The organism is Mesorhizobium sp. M1428, from assembly GCF_040317515.1.
Classification (GTDB): Bacteria; Pseudomonadota; Alphaproteobacteria; order Rhizobiales; family Rhizobiaceae; genus Mesorhizobium.
Genome location: NZ_JAMYKT010000001.1, coordinates 77,385 through 99,283, shown reverse-complemented (window position 1 = coordinate 99,283; position 21,899 = coordinate 77,385). Strand labels below are relative to the sequence as shown.

At 63.6% G+C, this 21,899-nt stretch carries 22 protein-coding genes; 13 read left to right on the top strand and 9 right to left on the bottom strand.

Going from position 1 to position 21,899, the window contains the following annotated elements; translation table 11 throughout:
• Positions 1-151 precede the first annotated feature (151 nt).
• The 6 genes from pbpC to NKG60_RS00515 all read left to right on the top strand — a co-directional run bounded on the left by pbpC (position 152) and on the right by NKG60_RS00515 (position 7,308).
• Entirely contained in the window at positions 152-2,242 is a 2,091-nt protein-coding gene (pbpC, locus tag NKG60_RS00540) for a penicillin-binding protein 1C (RefSeq protein WP_352564371.1), read from the top strand.
• A gap of 174 nt (positions 2,243-2,416) precedes the next feature.
• Positions 2,417-3,202 (top strand): M15 family metallopeptidase, encoded by a 786-nt coding sequence (locus NKG60_RS00535; RefSeq protein WP_352564369.1) that lies wholly within the window; start codon positions 2,417-2,419, stop codon positions 3,200-3,202.
• 216 nt (positions 3,203-3,418) lie between these two features.
• A complete protein-coding gene (locus NKG60_RS00530; RefSeq protein WP_352491075.1) occupies positions 3,419-4,447 on the top strand; it encodes a sulfate ABC transporter substrate-binding protein in 1,029 nt (342 codons plus the stop codon).
• 18 nt (positions 4,448-4,465) lie between these two features.
• Positions 4,466-5,317, top strand: a complete 852-nt coding sequence (gene cysT, locus NKG60_RS00525) for a sulfate ABC transporter permease subunit CysT (protein ID WP_352665961.1) — start codon at positions 4,466-4,468, stop codon at positions 5,315-5,317.
• Positions 5,310-6,194: a sulfate ABC transporter permease subunit CysW gene (gene cysW / locus NKG60_RS00520; RefSeq protein ID WP_292658912.1), complete on the top strand. Its 885-nt coding sequence runs from the start codon at positions 5,310-5,312 to the stop codon at positions 6,192-6,194. Before cysT ends, cysW begins: the two co-directional genes overlap by 8 nt.
• A gap of 73 nt (positions 6,195-6,267) precedes the next feature.
• Positions 6,268-7,308 (top strand): sulfate/molybdate ABC transporter ATP-binding protein, encoded by a 1,041-nt coding sequence (locus tag NKG60_RS00515; protein ID WP_352564367.1) that lies wholly within the window; start codon positions 6,268-6,270, stop codon positions 7,306-7,308.
• A gap of 7 nt (positions 7,309-7,315) precedes the next feature.
• Here the strand turns inward: NKG60_RS00515 and NKG60_RS00510 are convergent, their stop codons facing one another.
• On the bottom strand, positions 7,316-7,720 hold the full coding sequence (locus NKG60_RS00510) for a type II toxin-antitoxin system VapC family toxin (protein ID WP_502899242.1): 405 nt from the start codon (positions 7,718-7,720) through the stop codon (positions 7,316-7,318).
• Positions 7,720-7,992: an antitoxin gene (locus NKG60_RS00505; RefSeq protein ID WP_352564364.1), complete on the bottom strand. Its 273-nt coding sequence runs from the start codon at positions 7,990-7,992 to the stop codon at positions 7,720-7,722. The genes NKG60_RS00510 and NKG60_RS00505 overlap by 1 nt, the downstream gene beginning before the upstream one ends.
• A gap of 283 nt (positions 7,993-8,275) precedes the next feature.
• Here NKG60_RS00505 and NKG60_RS00500 point away from each other — a divergent pair, with 283 nt between their 5' ends.
• Both NKG60_RS00500 and NKG60_RS00495 read left to right on the top strand, forming a co-directional pair.
• Positions 8,276-9,262, top strand: coding sequence for a sulfate ABC transporter substrate-binding protein (locus NKG60_RS00500; RefSeq protein WP_352973807.1), 987 nt, complete (start codon positions 8,276-8,278; stop codon positions 9,260-9,262).
• Between the two features lie 255 nt (positions 9,263-9,517).
• On the top strand, positions 9,518-9,967 hold the full coding sequence (locus tag NKG60_RS00495) for an RrF2 family transcriptional regulator (RefSeq protein WP_006202816.1): 450 nt from the start codon (positions 9,518-9,520) through the stop codon (positions 9,965-9,967).
• Here the strand turns inward: NKG60_RS00495 and NKG60_RS00490 are convergent.
• The 7 genes from NKG60_RS00490 to NKG60_RS00460 form a co-directional block, all read right to left on the bottom strand.
• Entirely contained in the window at positions 9,964-10,509 is a 546-nt protein-coding gene (locus tag NKG60_RS00490; protein WP_352564362.1) for a gluconokinase, read from the bottom strand. The two genes, NKG60_RS00495 and NKG60_RS00490, sit on opposite strands and share 4 nt — an antisense overlap.
• Before the next feature lie 5 nt (positions 10,510-10,514).
• Positions 10,515-11,501 carry an ABC transporter permease gene (locus tag NKG60_RS00485; RefSeq protein WP_352564360.1) on the bottom strand — a complete coding sequence of 329 codons (987 nt, stop codon included), beginning with the start codon at positions 11,499-11,501 and terminating at the stop codon, positions 10,515-10,517.
• Positions 11,498-12,478, bottom strand: coding sequence for an ABC transporter permease (locus NKG60_RS00480; RefSeq protein ID WP_352564358.1), 981 nt, complete (start codon positions 12,476-12,478; stop codon positions 11,498-11,500). Before NKG60_RS00480 ends, NKG60_RS00485 begins: the two co-directional genes overlap by 4 nt.
• Positions 12,475-14,016, bottom strand: a complete 1,542-nt coding sequence (locus NKG60_RS00475) for a sugar ABC transporter ATP-binding protein (RefSeq protein WP_352973803.1) — start codon at positions 14,014-14,016, stop codon at positions 12,475-12,477. Before NKG60_RS00475 ends, NKG60_RS00480 begins: the two co-directional genes overlap by 4 nt.
• 80 nt (positions 14,017-14,096) lie before the next feature.
• Entirely contained in the window at positions 14,097-15,221 is a 1,125-nt protein-coding gene (locus NKG60_RS00470; RefSeq protein WP_352564355.1) for a sugar ABC transporter substrate-binding protein, read from the bottom strand.
• A gap of 297 nt (positions 15,222-15,518) precedes the next feature.
• A complete protein-coding gene (gntR, locus tag NKG60_RS00465; protein ID WP_352564353.1) occupies positions 15,519-16,547 on the bottom strand; it encodes an HTH-type transcriptional regulator GntR in 1,029 nt (342 codons plus the stop codon).
• Between the two features lie 177 nt (positions 16,548-16,724).
• Positions 16,725-17,957, bottom strand: a complete 1,233-nt coding sequence (locus NKG60_RS00460) for an MFS transporter (RefSeq protein ID WP_352564351.1) — start codon at positions 17,955-17,957, stop codon at positions 16,725-16,727.
• A gap of 175 nt (positions 17,958-18,132) precedes the next feature.
• Between NKG60_RS00460 and NKG60_RS00455 the strand changes: the two genes are divergently transcribed.
• The 5 genes from NKG60_RS00455 to NKG60_RS00435 all read left to right on the top strand — a co-directional run bounded on the left by NKG60_RS00455 (position 18,133) and on the right by NKG60_RS00435 (position 21,877).
• Positions 18,133-18,420: a DUF3175 domain-containing protein gene (locus tag NKG60_RS00455; RefSeq protein WP_023675825.1), complete on the top strand. Its 288-nt coding sequence runs from the start codon at positions 18,133-18,135 to the stop codon at positions 18,418-18,420.
• A gap of 111 nt (positions 18,421-18,531) precedes the next feature.
• Entirely contained in the window at positions 18,532-19,443 is a 912-nt protein-coding gene (gene iolE, locus NKG60_RS00450; protein ID WP_352564350.1) for a myo-inosose-2 dehydratase, read from the top strand.
• A gap of 200 nt (positions 19,444-19,643) precedes the next feature.
• Entirely contained in the window at positions 19,644-19,850 is a 207-nt protein-coding gene (locus tag NKG60_RS00445; RefSeq protein WP_352453276.1) for a LacI family DNA-binding transcriptional regulator, read from the top strand.
• A gap of 4 nt (positions 19,851-19,854) precedes the next feature.
• Positions 19,855-21,321 carry a rhizopine catabolism transcriptional regulator MocR gene (gene mocR, locus NKG60_RS00440; RefSeq protein ID WP_352564348.1) on the top strand — a complete coding sequence of 489 codons (1,467 nt, stop codon included), beginning with the start codon at positions 19,855-19,857 and terminating at the stop codon, positions 21,319-21,321.
• A gap of 190 nt (positions 21,322-21,511) precedes the next feature.
• On the top strand, positions 21,512-21,877 hold the full coding sequence (locus tag NKG60_RS00435) for a GFA family protein (RefSeq protein ID WP_352564346.1): 366 nt from the start codon (positions 21,512-21,514) through the stop codon (positions 21,875-21,877).
• The last annotated feature ends 22 nt before the right edge of the window (positions 21,878-21,899 follow it).

Genomic DNA, 21,899 nt, shown 5'->3' with positions numbered 1-21,899 from the left:
CTCCCCGTACAGTGACGGGGAGAAGGGGACTGTCGCGATCGTCGGCACCTGTTTTTCAACGTTGGAAACTGGCGAAAGCCTCGATGCAGGCTCCTTTCTCCCCGTCACTATACGGGGAGAAATGCCCGGCAGGGCAATGAGGGGCAGCGCCATGTTCTCAAGAAAGCTCCTTCACCGCACCGCCATCGCAAGCATCTCCTTCGCCGGTCTCGCTGCAATCACCGCCGCCGCCCTCTGGCAGCTCGACCGCGCTTTTCCGCCGCCGCTGCCGATTGCGCTGACGGTCTCGACCGAAGTGCAGGACCGTGACGGCCAGCTGTTGCGCGCCTTCGCCACGCCGGACGGCTACTGGCGGCTCGCTACCAGCCTGGACCAGGTCGACAAGCAGTTCGTAGACATGCTGGTCACCTATGAGGACAAGCGCTTCTGGGATCATCAAGGCGTCGACGTGCTGGCACTGGCGCGTGCCGCCGGCCAGTTCGCGACCAGCGGCCATATCGTCTCCGGTGGTTCGACGCTGTCGATGCAGCTCGCGCGGCTGATCGAACCGCGCGACAGCCGCAGCCTCGGCTCGAAGATCAAGCAGATGCTGCGCGCCGTCCAGATCGAACGGCGGCTTTCCAAGCGCGAGATCCTGGAACGCTATCTGACGCTGGCGCCCTATGGCGGCAATCTCGAAGGTGTGCGCGCCGCTTCGCTCGCCTATTTCGGCAAGGAGCCGAAGCGGCTGACGGTCTCGGAGGCGGCCCTGCTCGTCGCGTTGCCGCAATTGCCGGAAAAGCGGCGCCCCGACCGCAACCTCGACGTCGCCCATGCGGCCCGCGACCGCGTGCTGACCCGCATGGTCTCGGCGGGCCTGCTCGGCGAACGCGAGGCCGCGCGAGCCGCGCTCGACGATGTGTCGGGGCTGCGGCGCACCTTGCCGGCACTCGCTGCCCATGCGGCCTATGCGATGCTGCCCAAGGCAATCCCCGGCCAGAAGCTGCAACTGACGATCCGCAAGAGTGTCCAGGAAGGGCTGGAGCAGGTGGCCAAGGATGCCGCCGCCAGGCTCGGCCCTCGCCTCTCGGTGGCCATGGTGCTGGCCGATTCCCGCACCGGCGATATCCTTGGCGAGGTCGGCTCCGCCGATTTCTTCGATGCCAGCCGTTCGGGCTGGATCGACATGACCAAAGTCGTTCGCTCGCCTGGCTCGACGCTGAAGCCGTTCATCTACGGCCTCGCCTTCGAACAAGGCCTGGTGGCGCAGGAGACGCTGATCGAGGACAGCCCAGCCGATTTCTCCGGTTACCGGCCGAAGAACTTCGACATGGGCTATCAGGGCGATGTCAGCATCAGGCAGGCGCTGCAATTGTCGCTCAACGTGCCGGCGATCCGCGTGCTCGACGCGGTCGGCCCGGCTCGGCTGATGGCGCGCTTTCGCCAGGCCGATGTGACCCCTATCCTACCCGTCAACGAAGCGCCCGGCCTGGCGATCGGCCTCGGCGGCGTCGGGGTGACGCTGCGCGACCTGGTTCAGCTCTATACCGGGCTTGCCAATGGCGGCAAGGCACACACGCTGCATGACGGCACCGAGCCGGCGAATGCCGAACGCTCAACCACCACCATCCTCGATGATCAGGCGACCTGGCAGATCACCGACATCCTGTCGGGCGTCAAGCCGCCCCAGGGTGCCGCCCAACGCGGCATCGCTTACAAGACCGGCACCTCCTACGGCTATCGCGACGCCTGGTCGGTCGGCTTCGACGGCCGCTATGTGCTCGGCGTGTGGGTCGGCCGCCCCGACGCCGGCGCGGTGCCCGGCCTGTCCGGCTACATCTCGGCAGCGCCCATCCTGTTCGAAGGCTTTGTCCGTTCCGGCCTGGCCGCCGTGCCGCTGCCAAGCCAGCCGTCCGGCGTCCGGCGTCCGAAGCGCGAGGAGCTGCCGGTGACGCTGACGCGCTTCGGCGTCGGCACCGATGGGCTGGTGCAGGCGACGCCGACCGAACCTGCGCCAACCATCATCTTTCCGCCCGACGGTGCCCGCGTCGATCTCGACACTTCCTCGGCCGACGCCTCGCCGCTGGTTCTCAAGCTGCAAGGCGGCCGCGCACCATTCCGCTGGTTGGCCAACGGCAAGCCGCTGGTCGGCATCGACCGGCGGCGCACCGCGACCTGGCAGCCGGACGGCGCCGGCTATTCGACCCTGACCGTGATCGACGCGGCGGGACGCGCGGCCAGCGTGAAGGTTTTTGTTGAATAGACGGCGCCAAGCGATTAACTGAATTGGTTTTCCATAGGTCGGCGGATAGCAGGATATTCACCCATGCCTGTTCCGAGGCACCCCCCTCTGGCCTGCCGGCCATCTCCCCCGCAAGGGGGGAGATCGGATGTCTCCATCGTTTTCGCCAATCACCAAGGTTGGAGAGCAAGCGAGGTGGCGGAGCTGCCAATCTCTCCCCTTGCGGGGGAGATGGCCGGCAGGCCAGAGGGGGGTGTGCCGAAGCGCGCCCTGCAAAAGATTGCCGCGGTCCTTGCCACGTTGTTCGCAATCATCCTCTCCGCCTCCGCCGCTGACCTCCCGGCCGGTTTCGTCCGCCTTGCGGACATCGACCCGACGATCCGGCAGGATATCCGCTATGCCGGCCTCGAAAATTTCCTGCATCGCAAGGTAAGCGGTTACGATGCGCCGGTATGCGTCCTCACTAGGCAAGCGGCGCAAGCGCTTTCGGGAGTGCAGAAAGTGATTGCTGCCGAAAGGCTGACGCTGGTCGTGTTCGACTGCTACCGCCCTGCACGGGCTGTCACCGACATGGGTGAATGGACAAAAACGGGCGGGCCACCGGACCCGCAATGGTACCCGAAGATCAAGCGCAAGGATCTCATCGCCAAGGGCTATATCGGCGAACTGTCCACCCATTCGCGCGGATCGACGGTCGATGTCGCGATCGCGCCAGCCGATCGCAAGAGCGCTCCGAAACCGGCCTGCGGCGCGACCGATGCCGACACGCTCGATTTCGGCACGGGTTTCGACTGTTTCGATCCGGCGAGCGAAACGGCTCACCGACCGATAGCCAGTGGAGCGGCGGCAAACCGCAAAAAACTTGTCGAGGCGATGCGCGCCGGCGGCTTCAAGAATTACGCGCGCGAATGGTGGCACTTCACGCTGGAGAACGAGCCGTTTCCAAGGGAGCGCTTCAACTTTCCCGTTACCGCCGAATAGCCAGCCGAACCTTCGGACGCGACGCAGCCATTGCCGAAGAGCTGGCCGTCTCTAGTTAATCGCGTCGGGAGCGCGGTCGGTCCATGCGGGGAAAATAGTTCCTCGCATCGCCGAAACTAGGCGAAAAATTGCTTCAATGAGCCAAAAAAGGCAACATTGAATGCATCTAAATTCTATCAATTCGGTAGATTTGGCGCGAGTTCAACGGAGGCGGAAATGACCAAACCTCATTTCAGGAAACTGCTCGGCGCACTGGTCGCCACATCTGTCCAGTTCGGCACGCTCGGTTTCGCGTTTGCCGACACCACCATTCTCAACGTGTCCTATGATCCGACGCGTGAGCTCTACAAGCAATTCGACGAGGCCTTCATTGCCCACTGGAAGGCCGAGACAGGCGAGACGGTCACCGTCCAGCAGTCGCATGGCGGGTCGGGTGCCCAGGCCCGCGCCGTGATCGACGGGCTCGACGCCGACGTGGTGACGCTGGCGCTCGAAGGCGACATTAACGCGATTGTCTCGAAATCGAAGAGGATCAATCCCGACTGGCGGACGAAATTCGAAAACAATTCCGCGCCCTACACCTCGACCATCATCTTTCTCGTCCGCAAGGGAAACCCCAAAGGCATCCATGACTGGAGCGATCTGGTCAAGGACGATGTCCAGGTGATCACACCCAATCCGAAGACCTCCGGTGGCGCGCGCTGGAACTATCTCGCCGCCTGGGCCTACGCCAGCGCCAAGGATGGCGGCGACGAGGCCAAGACCAAGGAATTCGTCGGCAATCTCTATGCGCATGTCCCGGTTCTCGACACCGGTGCGCGCGGCGCCACCGTGACCTTCGCGCAAAAAGGGCTGGGCGACGTGCTGCTCGCCTGGGAAAACGAGGCCTATCTGGCGCTCGACGAGTTCGGCGCCGACAATTTCGATATCGTCTACCCGCCGACCTCGATCCTGGCCGAGCCGCCGGTCGCCGTGGTCGACGCCAATGTCGACGCCAAAGGCACGCGCAAAGTTGCCGAAGCCTATCTGAGCTATCTCTATTCCAAGGAAGGCCAGACGATCATCGCCAAGAACCATTATCGCCCTTCGAAGCCGGACCTGGTACCGGCGGAGGACCTGGCCAAGCTGCCTGAGATCAAGCTGATCACCATCGACGACCCGCTTTTTGGCGGCTGGAAGAAGGCACAGCCTTATCATTTCGGCGATGGTGGTATATTCGACCAGATCTACAAGCCGGCCCAGTAGCATTTAGATCAGGACGACATGACCACAGCACCCGCCAAGGCGGGGTGGCGGTTCAGACAGCCGAGCGTCATTCCGGGTTTCGGATTGACGCTCGGCTTCTCGCTTGCCTACCTCACCCTCATCATCCTCATTCCGCTGTCCGGGCTGATCTGGCGCTCGGCGGCGCTCGGCTGGACCGACTTCTGGGCGATCGTCACCGACCGCCGCACCATCAACGCGCTTGAAATCAGCTTCGGCACCGCTTTCATTGCCGCCGCCGTCAACGTCGTCTTCGGCACGATCGTCGCCTGGGTGCTGGTGCGCTACAGCTTTCCAGGCCGCCGCATCGTCGATGCCATGGTCGACCTGCCCTTCGCGCTGCCGACGGCGGTTGCCGGCATCGCGCTGACCACGCTTTACGCACCGAACGGCTGGATCGGAAGCCTGCTGACGCCGCTCGGCATCAAGGTCGCGTATACGCCGCTCGGCATCGTCATCGCGCTGGTCTTCATCGGCCTGCCTTTCGTCGTGCGCACCGTGCAGCCGATCATGGAGGAGATCGACAAGGAGGTAGAGGAAGTGGCCGCCACGCTCGGCGCCAATCGCTTCCAGATCATCAGCCGCGTTCTGCTACCCGGACTGGCGCCTGCTATCGTCACCGGTTTCGCGCTGGCCTTCGCACGCGGCGTCGGCGAGTACGGTTCCGTCATCTTCATCGCCGGCAACCTGCCCTTCAAATCCGAGATCGCGCCGCTTCTGATCGTCATCCGGCTGGAGGAATATAACTACGCCGCGGCGACCGCGATCGCGGCGATCATGCTGGCGCTGTCCTTCGTGATGCTGCTGGTCATCAACCTGGTGCAGACCTGGAGCCGCAAGCGCTATGGCTGACCCGGAGATCAAATCCTACGCGCCGCACCACGAGAGCCAGTCGCCGGCAGTGACCGAAAGTCGCACGGCGAGAACCGTGCTGATGATCGTGACCTTTGCCTTCCTCGGCATTTTCCTGCTCCTGCCGCTGATCATCGTCTTCAAGGAAGCTTTCGCCAAAGGCATCGAGGCCTACACACAGGCGCTGGGCGAACCGGACACGCGCTCGGCGATCCGCCTGACGCTTCTGGTGGCGGCGATCTCGGTGCCGCTCAACGTCGTCTTCGGTATTTCCGCCGCCTGGGCGATCGCCAAGTTCGAGTTCAAGGGCAAGGCGTTCCTGACCACGCTGATCGACCTGCCGTTTTCGGTCTCCCCGGTCATTTCCGGCCTGGTCTATGTACTTCTGTTCGGCGCGCAAGGCCTGCTCGGCGCCTGGCTCAAGGCGCATGGCATCGTCATCCTGTTTGCCGTGCCGGGCATCGTGCTTGCCACGATCTTCGTCACCTTCCCCTTCGTCGCCCGCGAATTGATCCCGCTGATGCAGGAACAAGGTAACGGCGACGAGGAGGCAGCCCTGTCGCTCGGGGCCAATGGCTGGCAGGCGTTCTGGTATGTGACGTTGCCCAACGTCAAATGGGGATTGCTCTACGGCGTGCTGCTGTGCAATGCCCGCGCGATGGGCGAGTTCGGCGCGGTCTCGGTTGTGTCGGGCCACATACGCGGGCTGACCAACACCATGCCACTGCATGTCGAAATCCTTTATAACGAGTACAATGCCGCCGCCGCCTTTGCCGTCGCTTCGCTGCTTGCCGGCCTGGCGCTCGTCACGCTGGTCTTGAAAACACTTCTCGAGATGCGCTACGGCGCCGAGATCGCCGCGACGCGCGGACACTGACAAAATGCATGTCGCCCAAAACTGGGAACCGGTTTTGGGATAACGACATGCATCAACTACAAAAGGGATTTGCATGGAAGTTCGCGTTGCCAACGTGCGCAAGGAGTTTGAGCGGTTTCCGGCCCTCCACGACGTTTCGCTCGACATCAAGTCGGGAGAACTGATCGCTCTGCTGGGACCTTCCGGTTCCGGCAAGACGACGCTGCTCAGGCTGATTGCCGGGTTGGAGCGGCCGACCCGCGGAAAGATCTTCTTCGGCGAAGAGGATGCCTCGCAAAAGTCGATCCAGGAGCGCAATGTCGGCTTCGTCTTCCAGCACTACGCGCTGTTTCGCCATATGACGGTCGCCGACAATATCGGCTTCGGACTCAAAGTCCGGCACGGGCCGTCACGCCCGTCGGCGAAGGAAATCCGCCGCCGCGCCTCGGAACTCCTCAACCTCGTTCAGCTTTCCGGCCTAGAAAAACGCTATCCGGCGCAACTTTCGGGCGGCCAGCGCCAGCGGGTGGCGCTGGCCCGCGCCATGGCGATCGAACCAGCCGTGCTTTTGCTCGACGAGCCGTTCGGCGCGCTCGACGCGCAGGTGCGCCGCGAGTTGCGCCGCTGGCTGCGCGACATCCACGACACCACGGGTCATACCACCGTCTTCGTCACCCATGACCAGGAAGAGGCGCTGGAGCTTGCCGACCGCGTCGTGGTGATGAGCCAGGGCCGCATCGAGCAGGTCGGCACCGCCGACGAGATCTACGACACGCCGAACTCGCCCTTCGTCTACGGTTTCATCGGCGAATCGAGCTCGCTTCCAGTCAAGGTCGAGGACGGCCAGGTCTGGATCGCCGACCGGCCGATCGGGCTTTCCGCACCGCACGCACCGCAAGGCGAAGCGACGCTGTTCTTCCGCCCGCACGACGTCGATCTGGTGGAAGAATGCAACGGCTGCATCGCCGGCACGGTCGCCGCCAGCCGCCGCGTCGCCGGCACCAGGCGGGTCGAGCTCGAAATCGGCGGCGAACGCCAGCGGGTCGAGATCGAATTGCCCGTCGATCATCCGGCAGCGCAGAAAAGTCGAGTGGCTTTTAGGCCGCGGCGCTGGAAGCTTTTTCCGGCTGCTTGATCCTCTATCAGGCGCTAACCAGCCAGTTCTCGACCTTCAGGCCTTTGATCCGGTTGAACTCCCCGGTGTTGGCCGTCACCAGGGTAGTTCCCAGCGCACGGGCGTGGGCAGCAATAAAAAGGTCGTTTTGGCCGATGGTCTGGCCCCTGCCTTCCAGTTCTGCGCGAATCGCGCCGTACTCGGCATCCACCGGCGCATCGAGCGGCAAGACGGGAATCTCAGCCAGCAATTCCTCAACCTTCTTGTGCAACTTGGCTGATCTTTTCTTGACACAGCCATATCGCAGTTCCGACGCGACCACGATGCTGGTACACACGGCGGCGTCTCCCACGCGCAAGACAGCGCTTGCGGCTTTCCCGGCCGGATTTCGGATCATGTCGCTGACAATGTTCGTGTCCAGCATGAACCTCATCAAAAAAATTCCTCGGATTTGACAGGCATATCCTCGACTTCGGGAAAGTCTTCCTCGGCACCCGGCGGCGGCTCTTTCGCCCATTGCGCGAGCAGTGCGGTGAGGCCAGGTTTGCGGACCGGCTCGATGATGAGGCGGTCGCCTTCACGGCTGATCAAGACCTTTTCGCCGGGAAGTTCGAACTCGACAGGAATGCGCACCGCCTGGCTGCGATTATTACGAAACAGCTTCGCCTCCTTTGGCGGGGTTGTTGAATGGCGGCGTTGAGGCATGACGACAGCTCCTTGTATATACCATTTGTATATGCCAGACAGCACGGCGATGCAATTGCCTTGCACCGCGTTGGCCGGCCGGGAACCATCGTGCACGCCGACGGCATCGGCACCGCCGCCAAGCTGTCCTGAGACTCTGCTTGAAAGAAAAAACTAGAAATCGCCCACAGCGGGAATATTTCTTCTATCGACAACGTGGAGCGGCCGCTCCGCGTCCCTCGTCGCGCACAATGTCTTGCCGCTATGGTCCGGCATTAAGCGCACGGCATTGGAGCCCTGTTTCATGAAGCGATTTTTGCTTGGCGTCGCCACGTTGGCCGGCCTGTTCCTCGCATCCTCCCAAGCCTGGTCGGCCGACAAATTGCTGAACGCCTCTTACGATGTCGGCCGCGAACTGTTTGCACAGGTCAACAAGGCATTCGTCGCCGCGCACCCAGGCGTCGCCATCGATCAGTCGCATGCCGGGACGTCGGCGCAGGCACGCGCCATTGCCGAAGGCCTCGGCGCCGACGTGGTCACCTTCAACCAGGTCATCGACATCGACTTCCTGGTCAAGAAAGGCCTTATCTCCGCCGACTGGCAGAAGGACTTTCCGGACAACGCCTCGCCTTTCTATTCGCTGCCCTCCTTCCTGGTGCGCGCCGGTAATCCGAAGCACATCAAGGATTGGAACGATCTCGTGCGCGACGACGTCCAGGTGATCTTCCCCAATCCGAAAACATCGGGCAATGCGCGCTACACCTATCTCGCGGCCACCGCCTACGCCAAGGAAGCCTTCAAAGGCGACGATGCCAAGGTGAAGGAGTTTGTGACAAAGCTGTTCAACAACGTGCCGGTGTTCGACAGCGGCGGGCGCGCCGCGACCACCACTTTCGTGCAGCGGGAGATCGGCGACGTGCTGATCACCTTCGAGTCGGAAACGCGCGGCGTCCGCAAGGAGTATGGCGAGGACAAATTCGAGCAGGTGACGCCTTCGGTCAGCCTGTTGGCGGAATTTCCGGTGGCGATCCTCGACACGGTCGCCGACGAGCACGGCACACGCGATCTCGCCAAGACCTATCTCGACTTCCTCTATGCGCCGGAGGGCCAGGACATCGCAGCCCGCAACGGCCTGCGGGCCCGCGACCCGGCCGTCGCCGCCAGATACAAGGCTGAGTTTCCCGATGTCCGCCTGCTGACGGTGGATGACGTCTTCGGCGGCTGGGCCAAGGTCCAGGCCGAGCATTTTGCAGCGGGCGGCCTGCTCGACCAGACTTACGGCAGCCGCTGATGTCGCCAACCTCGCGGATTGATTGAAAGCCGGCGCTTGCCGGCTTTCTCTCCATTTTGCCCCGCCGAAATTGCAGCTTCCGCACATTCCGGACCGCCCGCCCGCCAAAACGTTACGAAGAATCAACGCGTTTGCGCGCAATATGTCGTCGGACGGCCTGTCTGCGCGAACGGCATCGCACGGCCAAACCGTCATTATTTGCACACAAACAGCCGCCAGATGCGGGTGGTTGGGGCTTTATGGGTCGGTTCGGGCATGCTTACCAAAAAAGGCAAATACGGCCTCAAGGCCCTCGTGCATCTGTCGGGCCTGCCGGTCGGCCAGCTTGCATTCGTCAACGACATTGCGGTCGCCAACAACATCCCCAAGAAATTTCTGGATGCCATCCTGGGCGAGTTGCGCAACGCAGGATTCGTCCAGAGCCGCAAGGGTAAGGAAGGCGGCTATCGTCTCGCCCGGCCGGCTTCCGAGATCAAGATCGGCCATGTCGTGCGCGTCCTCGACGGGCCGCTGGCGCCGATCCCCTGCGCCAGCCGCACGCAATACCAGCGCTGCGAGGATTGCGACGAGGCGACCTGCCAAGTCCGGCATATGATGCTGGAGGTCCGTCAGGCAATCGCCGAGGTGCTCGACAACCGCAGCCTCGCGGCCATGCGCGACGCCGACAATGACGATTTCCCAGTCGAACTGACGTCGCAAATCTAGCGCGCGAGCAGGCTCAAGGCGGTCGCGACGGTGTCGGCGACCGGACGCGTGCCATCCAAGGTTATCGCCGCCTCGTCCGCCGCTGGCGGCTCGAGCGTGGCGAACTGGCTGTCGACCAGGCTTGCCGGCATGAAATGACCCTTGCGATCGCCGACGCGCTTTTTTGCCGTTGCCGGGTCGATCTCCAGGTAAACGAAAACGATATCCGGGCAAAAGCCGCGCAGGCGATCGCGATAGCTGCGCTTCAACGCCGAGCAGGCGGCGACCACACCTTGCCCGCTTGCGACCGATGCTGCCATGCGCTGGCCGATCGCGTCGAGCCAGCCCTCGCGCAGCGCGTCGGTGAGCGGCTGCCCGCTCGCCATGCGCGCGACGTTTTCGGGCGGATGCAGCCTGTCGCCTTCGATAAAGACGGCGCCCGATGCCGCTGCAAGCGCTTCGCCGACGACCGACTTGCCGCAGCCGGCGACGCCCATCACCACGATGGCGGATGTCGCTCGTCCAGTGCTCGCCGGCTTATATGCCACGTCTTTCCCGGTCATGCAGGTCAGCGGCTTGCCGGCGCGCGGCCATAGAGCAGCAGCATGGCGACGATGACGACGCCGTAGATGATCTGCCGTCCCGCCTCCGGCATCTGCATGACAGAGAGAATGGATTGCAAAAGCGTGATCAGGATCACGCCGGCGACGGTGCCGAGATAGGAGCCGCGCCCGCCGAGGATCGAGGTGCCGCCGAGCACCACCGCGGCGATCGACGGCAGCAGATAGGCATCGCCCATCGATTGTGCCGCCTTGGAGGCATAGCCGGCCAACAGCACGCCGCCGAAGGCGGAGAGCCCGCCCGAAACCGCAAAGGCGATCATCACCACCCGCCTTGTATCGATGCCGGAAAGATAGGCGGCACGCTCGCGATTGCCGATACCGTAAACGGTGCGGCCGAAGCCAGTGCGGGTCAGCACGAACACCATTGCGGCGCCGATCAGCGCCCAGATGAGGACCGCATTGGGCACGCCAGGAACGGCAAAGCCGGTCGCCACATAGCGCATCGCACCGGTCGCGGAATCCTGCGGCGAGAAACCGCCCGTATAGACCACCATCAGCCCCTGCGCGACGGCGTTGGTGGCAAGCGTGATGATCATCGAGGGAATGCGCAGATAGGCTACGCCGATGCCGTTGACGATGCCGATCAGGACGCCGCAGAAGATGCCGAACGGAATGGCAAGCGCCACGCCAACGGGACCGTATGCGGCCGCAGCGCAGGCCATCATGGCGCCGGCCGCCACCGACCAGGGAACCGACAGGTCGATCTGGCCGAGCAGGATGACCAGCATCATGCCGGTGGCGATGACGCCGAGAAACGACGCCACCTTGAGCTGCTGCAAAAGGTATTCAGGCGACAGGAAGCTGCGCGAATAGAGGCTGCCGAGGAACAGCAGCAGCACGATACAGGCGAACGCCGTGAGCACCGCCGGATCGGCGCGGCGGAGGAATTTCGGCATGCGGCCGGCGAGACCGCTCACAGTCGTTTCGCTCACAGGAACCACTCCAGCCGGTTGCGGACCCGAAACAGGGCGAAGGCGCCGAGGCTGACCGCGATCAGCAGGATGACGCCCTGGAACAGGGGCTGCCAGAGCGGATCGAAATCGAAGACGAACAGCAGGTCGCCGATGGTGCGGAAGGCAAGCGCGCCGAAGATCGCGCCGATGGCGCTGCCCTTGCCGCCGAACAGCGACACGCCGCCGAGCACGACCGCGGCAATCGAAAACAGCGTATAGGCGTTGCCGCTGGCATAGGCCGCATCGCCGGTATAGGTGAAGAACGTCAGGAACAGCCCGCCGATCGCTGCAAGCAGCCCGGCAAGCGCATAGGCGGCGAACTTTCCACGCCGGATCGGCACGCCGGACATGTAGGCCGCCATCTCCGAGGAGCCGGCTGCATAGGCGGCCCGGCCGAGCACCGAGCGGCTGAACGGCACCCAGACAACGAGCACGACCGCCAGCAGCGTCACCAGGCTCGCCGGCACAAAACCAAACAGGCGCCCGGTCAGCGCATCGGCGAGCCCTTCATTGACCGAGCCGCCCGGAAACGGCCGAAGCAGCAGCGCGATGCCGAAATAGACCGCGCCGGTGGCGATGGTGGCGACGATCGGCTGCAGGCGTCCATAGATGACGATGGCGCCGTTGATTGCCCCGCACAGCAGCCCGGTGCCGAGCACGGCGATGACGCCGAAGGCGGTCTCGATGCCGGTGCCGACGACCAGCCACGACGCCAGGCAGTTGGTCAGCGTGAAGATCATGCCGACCGAAAGATCGATGCCGGCGGTGATCACCACCAGCGTCTGCGCCATGGCGACGAAGGCGAGCAGCACGCCCTTGTTCGAGGCCGTCTGTACGACGTTGGCGGTGAAACCCGCCGGATGGTTCGAGGTGTAGATGACGAACATGACGACGAAGATGCCGAACGCCAGCAGCGTTCCGCGCTGTTCGGCAAGCCAGTAGCGCCAATCCTTCACGCGTCCGCTCCTTGCCTTGGCATCTCTTCGTGAATGTTGAGCGCGCTGGCGATCAGCGCCCGCTCGGTGATTTCGGCGCCGACCAATTCGCGCTTGACCGCACCGTCATAGAGCACCAGCACCCGGTCGCAGCAGCCGATCAGCTCGTCATAGTCGGTCGAATAGAACAGGATCGCCGCACCCTGGTCGGCAAGCTTGCGCATCAACTGGTAAAGCTCCTGCTTGGTGCCGACATCGATGCCGCGCGTCGGATCGTTGAGCAGGATGATGCGCGGCTGCCGCATCAGCCATTTGGCGATGACGACTTTCTGCTGGTTGCCGCCGGACAGCGCGCCGACCGGAATGTCGAGGCCGGCCGTCTTGATCGCCAGAAGACCGACCATGTCGTCGATCAGCCGCTGCTCGGCGGCGCGATCGATGATGCCGGCCCTGGACAGCCGGTCGAGGGCGGCGAAGGAGAGGTTTTCGCGCACCGTCATCGGCAGCATCAACCCTTCCGTCTTGCGATCCTCCGGGATCAGCGCCATGCCGATCCGGTCGTCACGCGCCGCGGCCGGACTGGCGATCGCCACCGGCCTGCCGTCGATCAGGATCCGGCCCGACAGGCCGCGCAGCACACCGAAGAAGGCGAGCAGCAATTCGCGCTGGCCCTGGCCATCGAGGCCGCCGAGGCCGACCACCTCGCCCGCCCCGACCGACAGCGAGACATCGTGCAGCCGATCCGTCCAGGACAGGCTGCGCGCCTCCAGAACCGGCGTGGCTGCAGCAGCCGCCCGCGCGGGCTTGGGCGGAAAAATGTGGCTGTACTCGCGCCCGATCATCAGTTCGACGACCTCGTTGTCGCTCTTGGTGCCGGCCGCATAGCTGGCGACATTGCGGCCATTGCGGAATACCGTGCACTGGTCGGCCAGCTCGGCGATCTCGTTCATGCGGTGCGATATGTAGAGGAGCGCCAGCCCTTCCGAACGCAGCCGCTTCAACACGGCGAAAACTCTGGCGACGTCAGCCGCGGTCAGCGCCGAGGTCGCCTCGTCGAGGATCAGGATGCGTGGCTTGCGCGCCAGCGCCTTGGCGATCTCGACCATCTGCCTTCTCGAAAGTGGAAGATCCTTGACCAGCGCCAGCGGATGGATATCGGAGGCGCCGGCGCGAGCAAGGGCTTCTTCGGCGATGCGGCGCTGCGCCTTGCGGTCGATCATGCCGAAACGCTTCGGCGGATCGGAAATGACGATGTTGTCGGCAACACTGAGTTCGGGGACGAGCGACAGTTCCTGGAAGATGCAGACGATGCCGGCCTGGTTGGCAGCGGCCGGCGAAGCGAAGCTCACTTCGTTTCCGTCCAGCATCATGCGGCCCTCGTCGGGCGCGACAACGCCCGCCATGACCTTGATCAGCGTCGATTTGCCGGCGCCGTTCTCGCCGAGAATGGCGTGGATGCTGCCTGGAGTGACCGACAGTTCAGCCTTCTCCAGCGCCCGCACGCCGCCATAGCGCTTGGATATGCCTTCCATCCGGAAGAGCGGAACCGCACCGTCCATCGGCCCTCCCCAGGCGCTTGGCAATCAGGATGTCGAGCGCCGACGCCGCGGGATTTCCCGCGGCGTCGGGCTGTTGGAGTTTACTGGTTTTCCTTGCTCTGGCCCATGATTTCCTGCGCCGTGAAATTGATGCCGCAGGTCGGGAAGGAATTGCCGACGAAGAAATTGTCGGATTGGTCGGGGAAGAAATCCTGGCCTGCCTTGAAGTTCGGATCCTCGACGATCGCCAGCGGCAGCTTGACCGCTTGCGGCACGACCTGGCCTTCAAGTGCTGCAATCGCCGTCTTGATGGCAACCGCGACCTGAGCCGGGCCGGTGCCGGCCGACGAGCATTTCAGCCCGTCAGCGGCGAACTTGGCGCAGAATTTTCGGAAGCCATTCTCCGTCTCGCCGCCGAACGGCACAAACGGATGCTTGGCATCGATCATCGCCTGCACGATGCCGGTATCGCCGCCCTGTCCGGTAATGCCGTCGAAGGGGCCGTTGGTAGCAATGGCATCGGCCGTAGCCTTTTGCGCAACGCCGTCATCCCACTTGCCGACGACCTCGGTGACATCCCATTTCTTGCCGGAAGCGTCGAGAACCTCGTGGATGCCGCTATGGCGATCGGTGTCGACGGACGTGCCGGCGACGCCGCGCACTTCCAGCACCTTGCCACCGTTCGGTATGTGCTTGACCAGCCAGTTGCCCCACAATTCGCCAAGGCCTTTCTGGTCGACATTGACGTTGATGGCATCCTTGGTGTCGAGGATGTTGTCGAAGGCGACCAGCACCACGCCGGCTTCCTTGGCCCGCTTGATGACAGGGCCGAATGCGGTCGGGTTCTGGGCGTTGACGACGATCGCGTCATAGCCGGAATCGATGAAATTGTTGATTGCCGAAATCTGGGCCGGCACGTCTTCGCCGGTCGAGACCACCTTGAATTCCTTGAGCTTGGCCGCGACCTCCGGCTGCGCTGCATAGGCCTTTGCCGTCTGCACCATCTGGATGCGCCAAGTGTTGGCGATGTAGCCGTTGGCCAGAGCGATGCGGTACGGGCCGTCTTTCTTGGGAAACTTGAAGAACTGCGTATCGGCCGACCAGGGCGCGAAGCAGTCAGGCTCGGCCGATGGCCCCTTGACGATTTCAGGTTCGGCGATCGCCGACGAGCTCAGCATGACGAAAGCAGTGGCGGCAACGATACCGCCAACGAGTGACTTGATCATCGATATTCCTCCCAGTTGCAGTTTTGTTTGTTCTTACGCCGATGAATTTTCGCGTTTCCGGCCCGGCACCTCCCGCCGTACCCGTTGCGCGTTCAGGTGGCCGAATGCCGACCCGATCCCCTCCCTTGTTGCTCCGGCTAGTCCCGCAAAAACTATCATATTATACATAATAAACAAGCGTGAGCTGTCGCTTATGTATAATAAACAGCCTACCATCTTCGGGGCGACGTTCCGCCCGGCGACAACTGGTAGCGCTACCATGACGTAGTGTAAAGCGCCATTGCGTTGAAGCTCGCTTCAGCGCGCCGTGCTTTCACGTCGCTTGAGTTCGAAGCCAAGGTCGACGACCCGCTGCTCCGGCCTGCTGCCCTCGATCGCCGCAAGCGCCATGGCGACAGCCCGCCGGCCGATCTCGTAACGATAGGTCCGGACGCTGGTGACCGACGGGAAAGCTACCTCCATCATGTCGAGATCATTGAAGCCGACGATGCCGACCGTCTTCGGAACCGCGATCGAAGCGCGATGGCATTCGAACAGCACGCCGAGGGCGATATCGTCATTGTTGCAGAACACCCCGTCGAGGCTCGGCACCTTGGCCAGCGCGTCGCGGAACAATTCGCGGCCGAGGGTGACGCTGGAGGGCACCGGCGTCGTGGTGGTGAGCCGCGCATCGAACAGCCCGGCCGCCTCCATCGCTGCGCGATAGCCGGCCAGGCGCCGCTGCGAACGCGGATCCATGCGCGCACCGATGAAACCGATCCGGCGATAGCCTGCCTCGATCAGATGTTCCGCAGCCGCCTTGCCGCCCTCGAAATGTGAGAACCCGACCATCATGTCGACCGGATCTGGCCCGGTCTCCATCACCTGCACCACCGGACAGCCTGCCGTTTCCAGCAGTTTTCGCGACGCCGGAGTCTGGTCGATGCCGGCCACGATCAGCGCCGCCGGGCGTTGCGGGCCAAACACCTGCAGCAGCCGCTCTTCCTCGAGGCCGGAATAGTGAGTGTTGCCGAGTTGGATGCGGAAAGGGCCGTCCGACAGGCTGTCGTAGATGCCACGCACCACTTCGGCAAAGACGTTGTTGGTAAGCGAGGGCACCAGGACGCCAAAGACCTCGGCGCGCGCCGAAGCCAGCGCCCGCGCATTCGGGTCGGGCACATAGCCGAGCTCGTTCACGGCGGACTCGATCTGGCGGCGCAGATCTTCTGAGACACGTCCCGGCTCACGCAAGGCACGCGATACGGTAATGGCGCCGACGCCGGCCTTGCGGGCGACATCGGCGATGGTCGGGCGGCCGCCGCCGCGGCGTGAGCGCGGCTTGATCACCGTATTGGTCCCAAAGCCGGGCAACCGCCCGGACGCGACCGTGAGACGATGTTCAGCGTTTTTGCCACTGCTGCTGCCATGCCAACCTGGCCCGTTGCCACACCCTTGTCTGGCGTCGCGCAGCCTTCGGCTATTGTCAAGCGACGGCCGGAGAGACCGTATCCGTACCGCCGTGCTTCAGGCCGTCACGGCAGCGCTGCGCCGGGCCTTCCACAGCAGCAGCACCATGGCCAAAATATTCAGCAGGTTCCAGGCAATGCCGTTGAGGAACGCGGCGGCATAGGAACCGGTCAAATCGTAGATCCAGCCCGACATCCAGCCACCGATAGCCATGCCGAAGATGGTCGCCATCATGACGATGCCGACGCGCTGGCCAGCCTCCTTGGCTGGCATATATTCGCGCACGATGATCGCATAACAGGGCACGATGCCGCCCTGCGACAGGCCGAAGACCAGCGAGACGACATAAAGCGATGCAAGCCCGTCGAACGGGATATAAAACAACAGCGACAGGCATTGCAGCACCGAGCCGATCAGCAGGGTTTTCACGCCGCCGATGCGATCGGCAAGGAAGCCCGAGCCAAGCCGGCTGACAACGCCCGCGGCCAGCATGATCGACAGCATATCGGCGCCATGCGCCACGCCGTAGCCGAGATCCATGCAATAGGCGACGATATGGACTTGCGGCATCGACATCGCCACGCAGCAGCCGAGCCCGGCGACGATGAGCAGCGCCTGCAAGGCCGCCGGCGACAGCGAGATCGGCTGGACCACGCGGCTGCCCGGCGATCCCGGAGCCGCCTGGGGCGGTGCGCCGCGCCTGAGCAGCAGGATCAAGGGCACCATGGTGACCAGGCAGACGAGGCCGATCGCGGCATAGGTGAAGCGCCAGCCTTCGGTCTGCATGACATAGGGCATCGCCGTCGGCCAGATCGCTCCGGCGAGATAGTTGCCGGACGCGGCAGCCGTCACCGCGACACCGCGGCGCCGGTTGAACCAGTGCGAGATGTCGGCGATCAAAGGGCCGAAGATCGCCGACGAGCCGACGCCGATCAACAGGCCCTGGACGAGGGTGAACTGCAGGATAGAACTGGTAAGCGACGCCAGCAGGAAGCCGGCGCCAAGCGCGATCGCGGCAATCAGTGCCGGGATCCAATACCCCATGCGGTCGATGGCGCGGCCGAACAGCACATTGCCGGCGGCAAAGCCGACCATGGTCGCGGTGTAGGGCATCGAGGCAGCGGCGCGATCAACGCCGAATTCTGCCTGCACGGCGGGCAGCACCACGACCACCGCCCACATGCCGACCCCGCCGATCGTTGCCAGCAGCATCGAGATGCCCAGCCGTATCCAGGCATAGGCACTGTCGATGCCGGAACTTCCTGCCTGGCTTGAGACGATTGGGGTCAAGAGCGTTTCCTGTCCGCAGTTCTTGAATCGGCGGTTCTGACCACTATCGGCGCATTCGCATCGCCGAGCAGCGCCACGACAGGCAAATCCGTGGCTCCAGGGATTCGGGCCGAGGTGGAACAGGGGTGCGCCACAAGGCGTTTTCCCGGCAACGACCTAGTGGAAGGAGTTTGCCATGACCGCTCAACGGAAATGGTCCGCCGACGTCACCGAGCATAGCGACGCGCTGGACCTCGAGGAACACATCTTCGAATCCCACGATCCCAAAAAGATTGCCGCCTCTTTGAAGCGATCGGCCGAGCACAGCGATCGACGCAAGGCAGGGCCGTTTCAATCCGCCATGTCGATGCTGAATTTCTACATCAACCGCGCCGGCAAGAACCTGCCGGCGGCGCAGAAGAAAGTGCTGGAGGACGCAAAGGACGAGCTGCGTGCCCTCTTCGGGCGCCCCAAAGAGGACTAGGGTTAACATTGGTTCTGCCAAATTCGGCTGAACTGGACCTAGTGACAGGGCCTCTTTGTCGCCAGTTTGCAGGCTCGGCTTGTATTCCCAAGCCTGCAAAAGCCTGGCGTCATGACGGTCAAGATCGGCATCAATCCCATCACCTGGAGCAATGACGACGTTCCGGCGCTTGGCGGCGATACGCCCTTGGAGACCTGCCTGTCGGAAACCGCGCAGGCCGGCTACCGCGGCACCGAGCTCGGCGGCAAATTTCCGCGCCAGGCTGAAGTGCTTGGGCCGCTCCTGTCTTCCTATGGCCTGGAACTCGTCTCCGGCTGGTATGATGGCCGCATTCTCGACCGCACGGTCTACGAGGAATTCGCGGCGATTACCCCACATCTGCAGCTGTTGCGCGACCTTGGCGCCAGGATCGTCGTCTACGCCGACACCTCTCGCGGTCGCCATGACGGCATTTTCGCACCGATCTCCGAGCGTCCGCGCCTCGCCGACAGCGACTGGCCGTCCTATGGCGAGAAACTGACCGCACTCGCCGACCGCATGGCCGCATTCGGGGTCGGCATGGCCTTCCACCACCACATGGGCACCATTGTCGAGACGGACGATGAAGTCGACAGGCTGATGACGGCGACGGGCCGAAGCGTCGGCCTGTTGTTCGATACCGGCCATTGCCTGTTTTCGGGCGGCGACCCGCAATCGCTGCTGCAACGGCATCTCGACCGCATCGTGCATTTCCATTGCAAGGATGTTCGCAGGGCGGTGCTGGAACGGGCACGCCGCGAGGACATGAGCTTCATGGCGGCGGTAATGGACGGCATTTTTACCGTGCCCGGCGATGGCTCGGTCGATTTCCTGTCGTTGCTGAAACCCCTCGCGACGCGCGGCTATGAAGGTTGGATCGTTGTCGAAGCCGAGCAGGATCCGGCCAAGGCGCATCCGCTGACCTATGCCAGCAAAGGCTATTTCTCGTTGCTCGCCACCGCCCGCGAAGCCGGTTTCGAAGTGGCGACGCGACAGGCAGACTGACCGGACCGTATTGCTAGCCGGAGGAACATGATGGGCGCGCGCCTCGATGGGGTTAGCGACGCGAAAGCGCCCGGCGATCCGCGCCGTCTTGCTCCCTGTGCGGCGCGGATCGCAGAATCCCGGCTCTGGATTTCAAACCCCGACTTTCAAGCTTGAGGCCGGCCGGAAGCCGTGCCTTGATGCAACCGAGGAGGAGCGACATGGCTTTCGAAGCTGCGCTTGGCATGGAACGGCTTTGCACCATCCGGGAGATCGCCGAGAAGGCGGAACTTGGCGCCGCCACCGTGCATCGCGCGCTGAAGAACAGCCGCGAGATCCGCCCTGAAACCAGGCGACTGGTGCTCGACACCGTCTGCCGGCTCAACGAGGAAAAGATCGCCCGCGCCGCCCGGTTCGTCGGGGGATAGTGCCGTGGCCGACCAGATGCGCCTTTCCCTCGACATCATGTCGGTCGACCGTGCTTCGGAAGAACCGATGCATCGTCAGATCTACGGCGCGTTGCGACGCTTCATCCTTGACGGCCAGATCCCGCAGAACACGCTGCTGCCGTCGACGCGCTCGCTGGCCGAAGATCTGAAGGTCGGGCGCAACACGGTCATCGCCGCCTATGACCAGCTCCTTGCCGAAGGTTTCATCGAGGCGCGTGCCGGATCGGGCACCTGGGTGGCGCCGATCCAGCAGAACCGTCCCCTGGCATCGCTGCGCGCCGGACTGGCAGCGCCGCAAAAGCTGTCGCGGCGTGGCCAGACCATCGTCAACGGCCCGCAACCGCCACGCAATGCCGGCGTCATCAATTTCCATCCGGGCGTCCCCGAAACGGCATCGTTTCCGTTCACCATCTGGTCAAGCCTTCTGGTGCGCAATGCACGCAGCCGCGACGAGAGCCTGCTTGGTTATCTCTCCTTTGCCGGCCACCCCGGCCTGCGTCAGGCTATTGCCTCGACCATCGGCCTGTCGCGCGGCATCAGCTGCACCGCCGACCAGGTGATCATCGTCACCGGCGCGCAGGCAGCGCTCGATCTCGTCTCGCGCGTGCTGATGGACGAAGGCGACCATGTCTGGATGGAGGAGCCCGGCTATCTCGGCGCCAAGAGCGCCTTTCTCGCCAGCGGCGCCAGGCTGGCACCGTTGAAGGTCGACCGGCGCGGCTGGCATCTTGCCGATCCGGAGCTGCCGCCGCCGCGGCTGATCTATGTGACGCCATCCTGCCAATGGCCGTTCGGCACCATCATGCGCATCGAGGAGCGGTTGCAGCTGCTCGACATCGCCGAACGCAACGGCGCCTGGATCGCCGAGGATGACTATGACGGCGAATACCGGTTCCGCGGCCGGCCGGTGCCGGCGCTGCGCGGGCTCGATCATGCCGACCGCGTCGTCTATATCGGCAGCTTCGGCAAAACACTGATCCCGGCGCTGCGCATCGGCTATCTGATCGTGCCGCGCGAACTGTCGGTGCCGTTCGACCGGGCAGTGAGCATCACCGGCCAATTCGCGCCGCTGATCCTGCAGGCAACGGTCAACGACTTCATCACGCAGGGCTATTTCGCCACGCACCTCAAGCGCATGCGCCGGCTCTATGCGCGCCGGCAGGCGAACTTCGTCAAGCTGTGCCAGGAGCATCTGGCCGAATGGCTGACCGTCACGGAAAACGATTCCGGCATGCAACTGCTGGCGACCTTCGTCAGGCCCTATAAGGACAGCGACGTGGTTGCCGCCGCCGTCAAGGAGGGGCTCGACGTCCAGGGCATCTCCATCAACTATCACTCTACTGAACCCGAGCACGGCCTCCTGCTCGGCTATGCGGCAATGGACGAACGCCAGATCCTGCGCGCCGTGCTTGCCCTGCGCGCCGCGTTTCTGAGGTTGGACAGAAGCTAGGGCAAGCGCGTCATCTCGTTCACCGCGGTTGCAACATTCGCCCGAGGCGATTAGAAATACGGCATCGGTCCTGGTCCTTCGCCGCGTTCGCGCAAGGAGCCACTCACAGGCCGAATCTCCCCGAAAACCAGAAGCATGCTAACCGCCGAAATTGGCGGAGCAACGCATTCGTCTGACCGTGAGGACTGCCATGAGAACCGCATCCTGTGCCTGCGGGCAACTGAGGATCTCCTGTGAGGGAGACCCGCGACTGGTCGCGCAATGCCACTGCCTCGACTGCCAGAAACGGACCGGCAGCACATACGGCGTCGCGGCCTTCTTCGCGCGCGACAAGGTAGAAGCCGAAGGCAACGCCAGTACCTACAGGCGATCGGCTCGGAGCGGCCATCACGTCACTTTCCATTTCTGCCCGGGCTGCGGCTCGAGCGTCTTCTGGGAGCCCGAGCGAAAGCCTGAATGGATCGCCGTCGCGGTCGGCTGCTTCGCCGATCCCGCGTTTCCGGCCCCAGCGCATGTTGGGTGGGAAGAACGGCGTCATCACTGGGTTTCCGGTTAGCGACGCCAACCCGCCAGGGCAG

Excerpts from the sequence above, each read along its gene's own strand:
- pbpC (WP_352564371.1), top strand. The coding sequence starts at position 152 with ATGTTCTCAAGAAAGCTCCTTCACCGCACCGCCATCGCAAGCATCTCC.
- NKG60_RS00530 (WP_352491075.1), top strand. The coding sequence starts at position 3,419 with ATGACCAAACCTCATTTCAGGAAACTGCTCGGCGCACTGGTCGCCACA.
- cysT (WP_352665961.1), top strand. The coding sequence starts at position 4,466 with ATGACCACAGCACCCGCCAAGGCGGGGTGGCGGTTCAGACAGCCGAGC.
- cysW (WP_292658912.1), top strand. The coding sequence starts at position 5,310 with ATGGCTGACCCGGAGATCAAATCCTACGCGCCGCACCACGAGAGCCAG.
- NKG60_RS00515 (WP_352564367.1), top strand. The coding sequence starts at position 6,268 with ATGGAAGTTCGCGTTGCCAACGTGCGCAAGGAGTTTGAGCGGTTTCCG.
- NKG60_RS00510 (WP_502899242.1), bottom strand. The coding sequence starts at position 7,720 with ATGAGGTTCATGCTGGACACGAACATTGTCAGCGACATGATCCGAAAT.
- NKG60_RS00505 (WP_352564364.1), bottom strand. The coding sequence starts at position 7,992 with ATGCCTCAACGCCGCCATTCAACAACCCCGCCAAAGGAGGCGAAGCTG.
- NKG60_RS00500 (WP_352973807.1), top strand. The coding sequence starts at position 8,276 with ATGAAGCGATTTTTGCTTGGCGTCGCCACGTTGGCCGGCCTGTTCCTC.
- NKG60_RS00495 (WP_006202816.1), top strand. The coding sequence starts at position 9,518 with ATGCTTACCAAAAAAGGCAAATACGGCCTCAAGGCCCTCGTGCATCTG.
- NKG60_RS00490 (WP_352564362.1), bottom strand. The coding sequence starts at position 10,509 with ATGACCGGGAAAGACGTGGCATATAAGCCGGCGAGCACTGGACGAGCG.
- NKG60_RS00475 (WP_352973803.1), bottom strand. The coding sequence starts at position 14,016 with ATGGACGGTGCGGTTCCGCTCTTCCGGATGGAAGGCATATCCAAGCGC.
- NKG60_RS00470 (WP_352564355.1), bottom strand. The coding sequence starts at position 15,221 with ATGATCAAGTCACTCGTTGGCGGTATCGTTGCCGCCACTGCTTTCGTC.
- NKG60_RS00455 (WP_023675825.1), top strand. The coding sequence starts at position 18,133 with ATGACCGCTCAACGGAAATGGTCCGCCGACGTCACCGAGCATAGCGAC.
- iolE (WP_352564350.1), top strand. The coding sequence starts at position 18,532 with ATGACGGTCAAGATCGGCATCAATCCCATCACCTGGAGCAATGACGAC.
- NKG60_RS00445 (WP_352453276.1), top strand. The coding sequence starts at position 19,644 with ATGGCTTTCGAAGCTGCGCTTGGCATGGAACGGCTTTGCACCATCCGG.
- NKG60_RS00435 (WP_352564346.1), top strand. The coding sequence starts at position 21,512 with ATGAGAACCGCATCCTGTGCCTGCGGGCAACTGAGGATCTCCTGTGAG.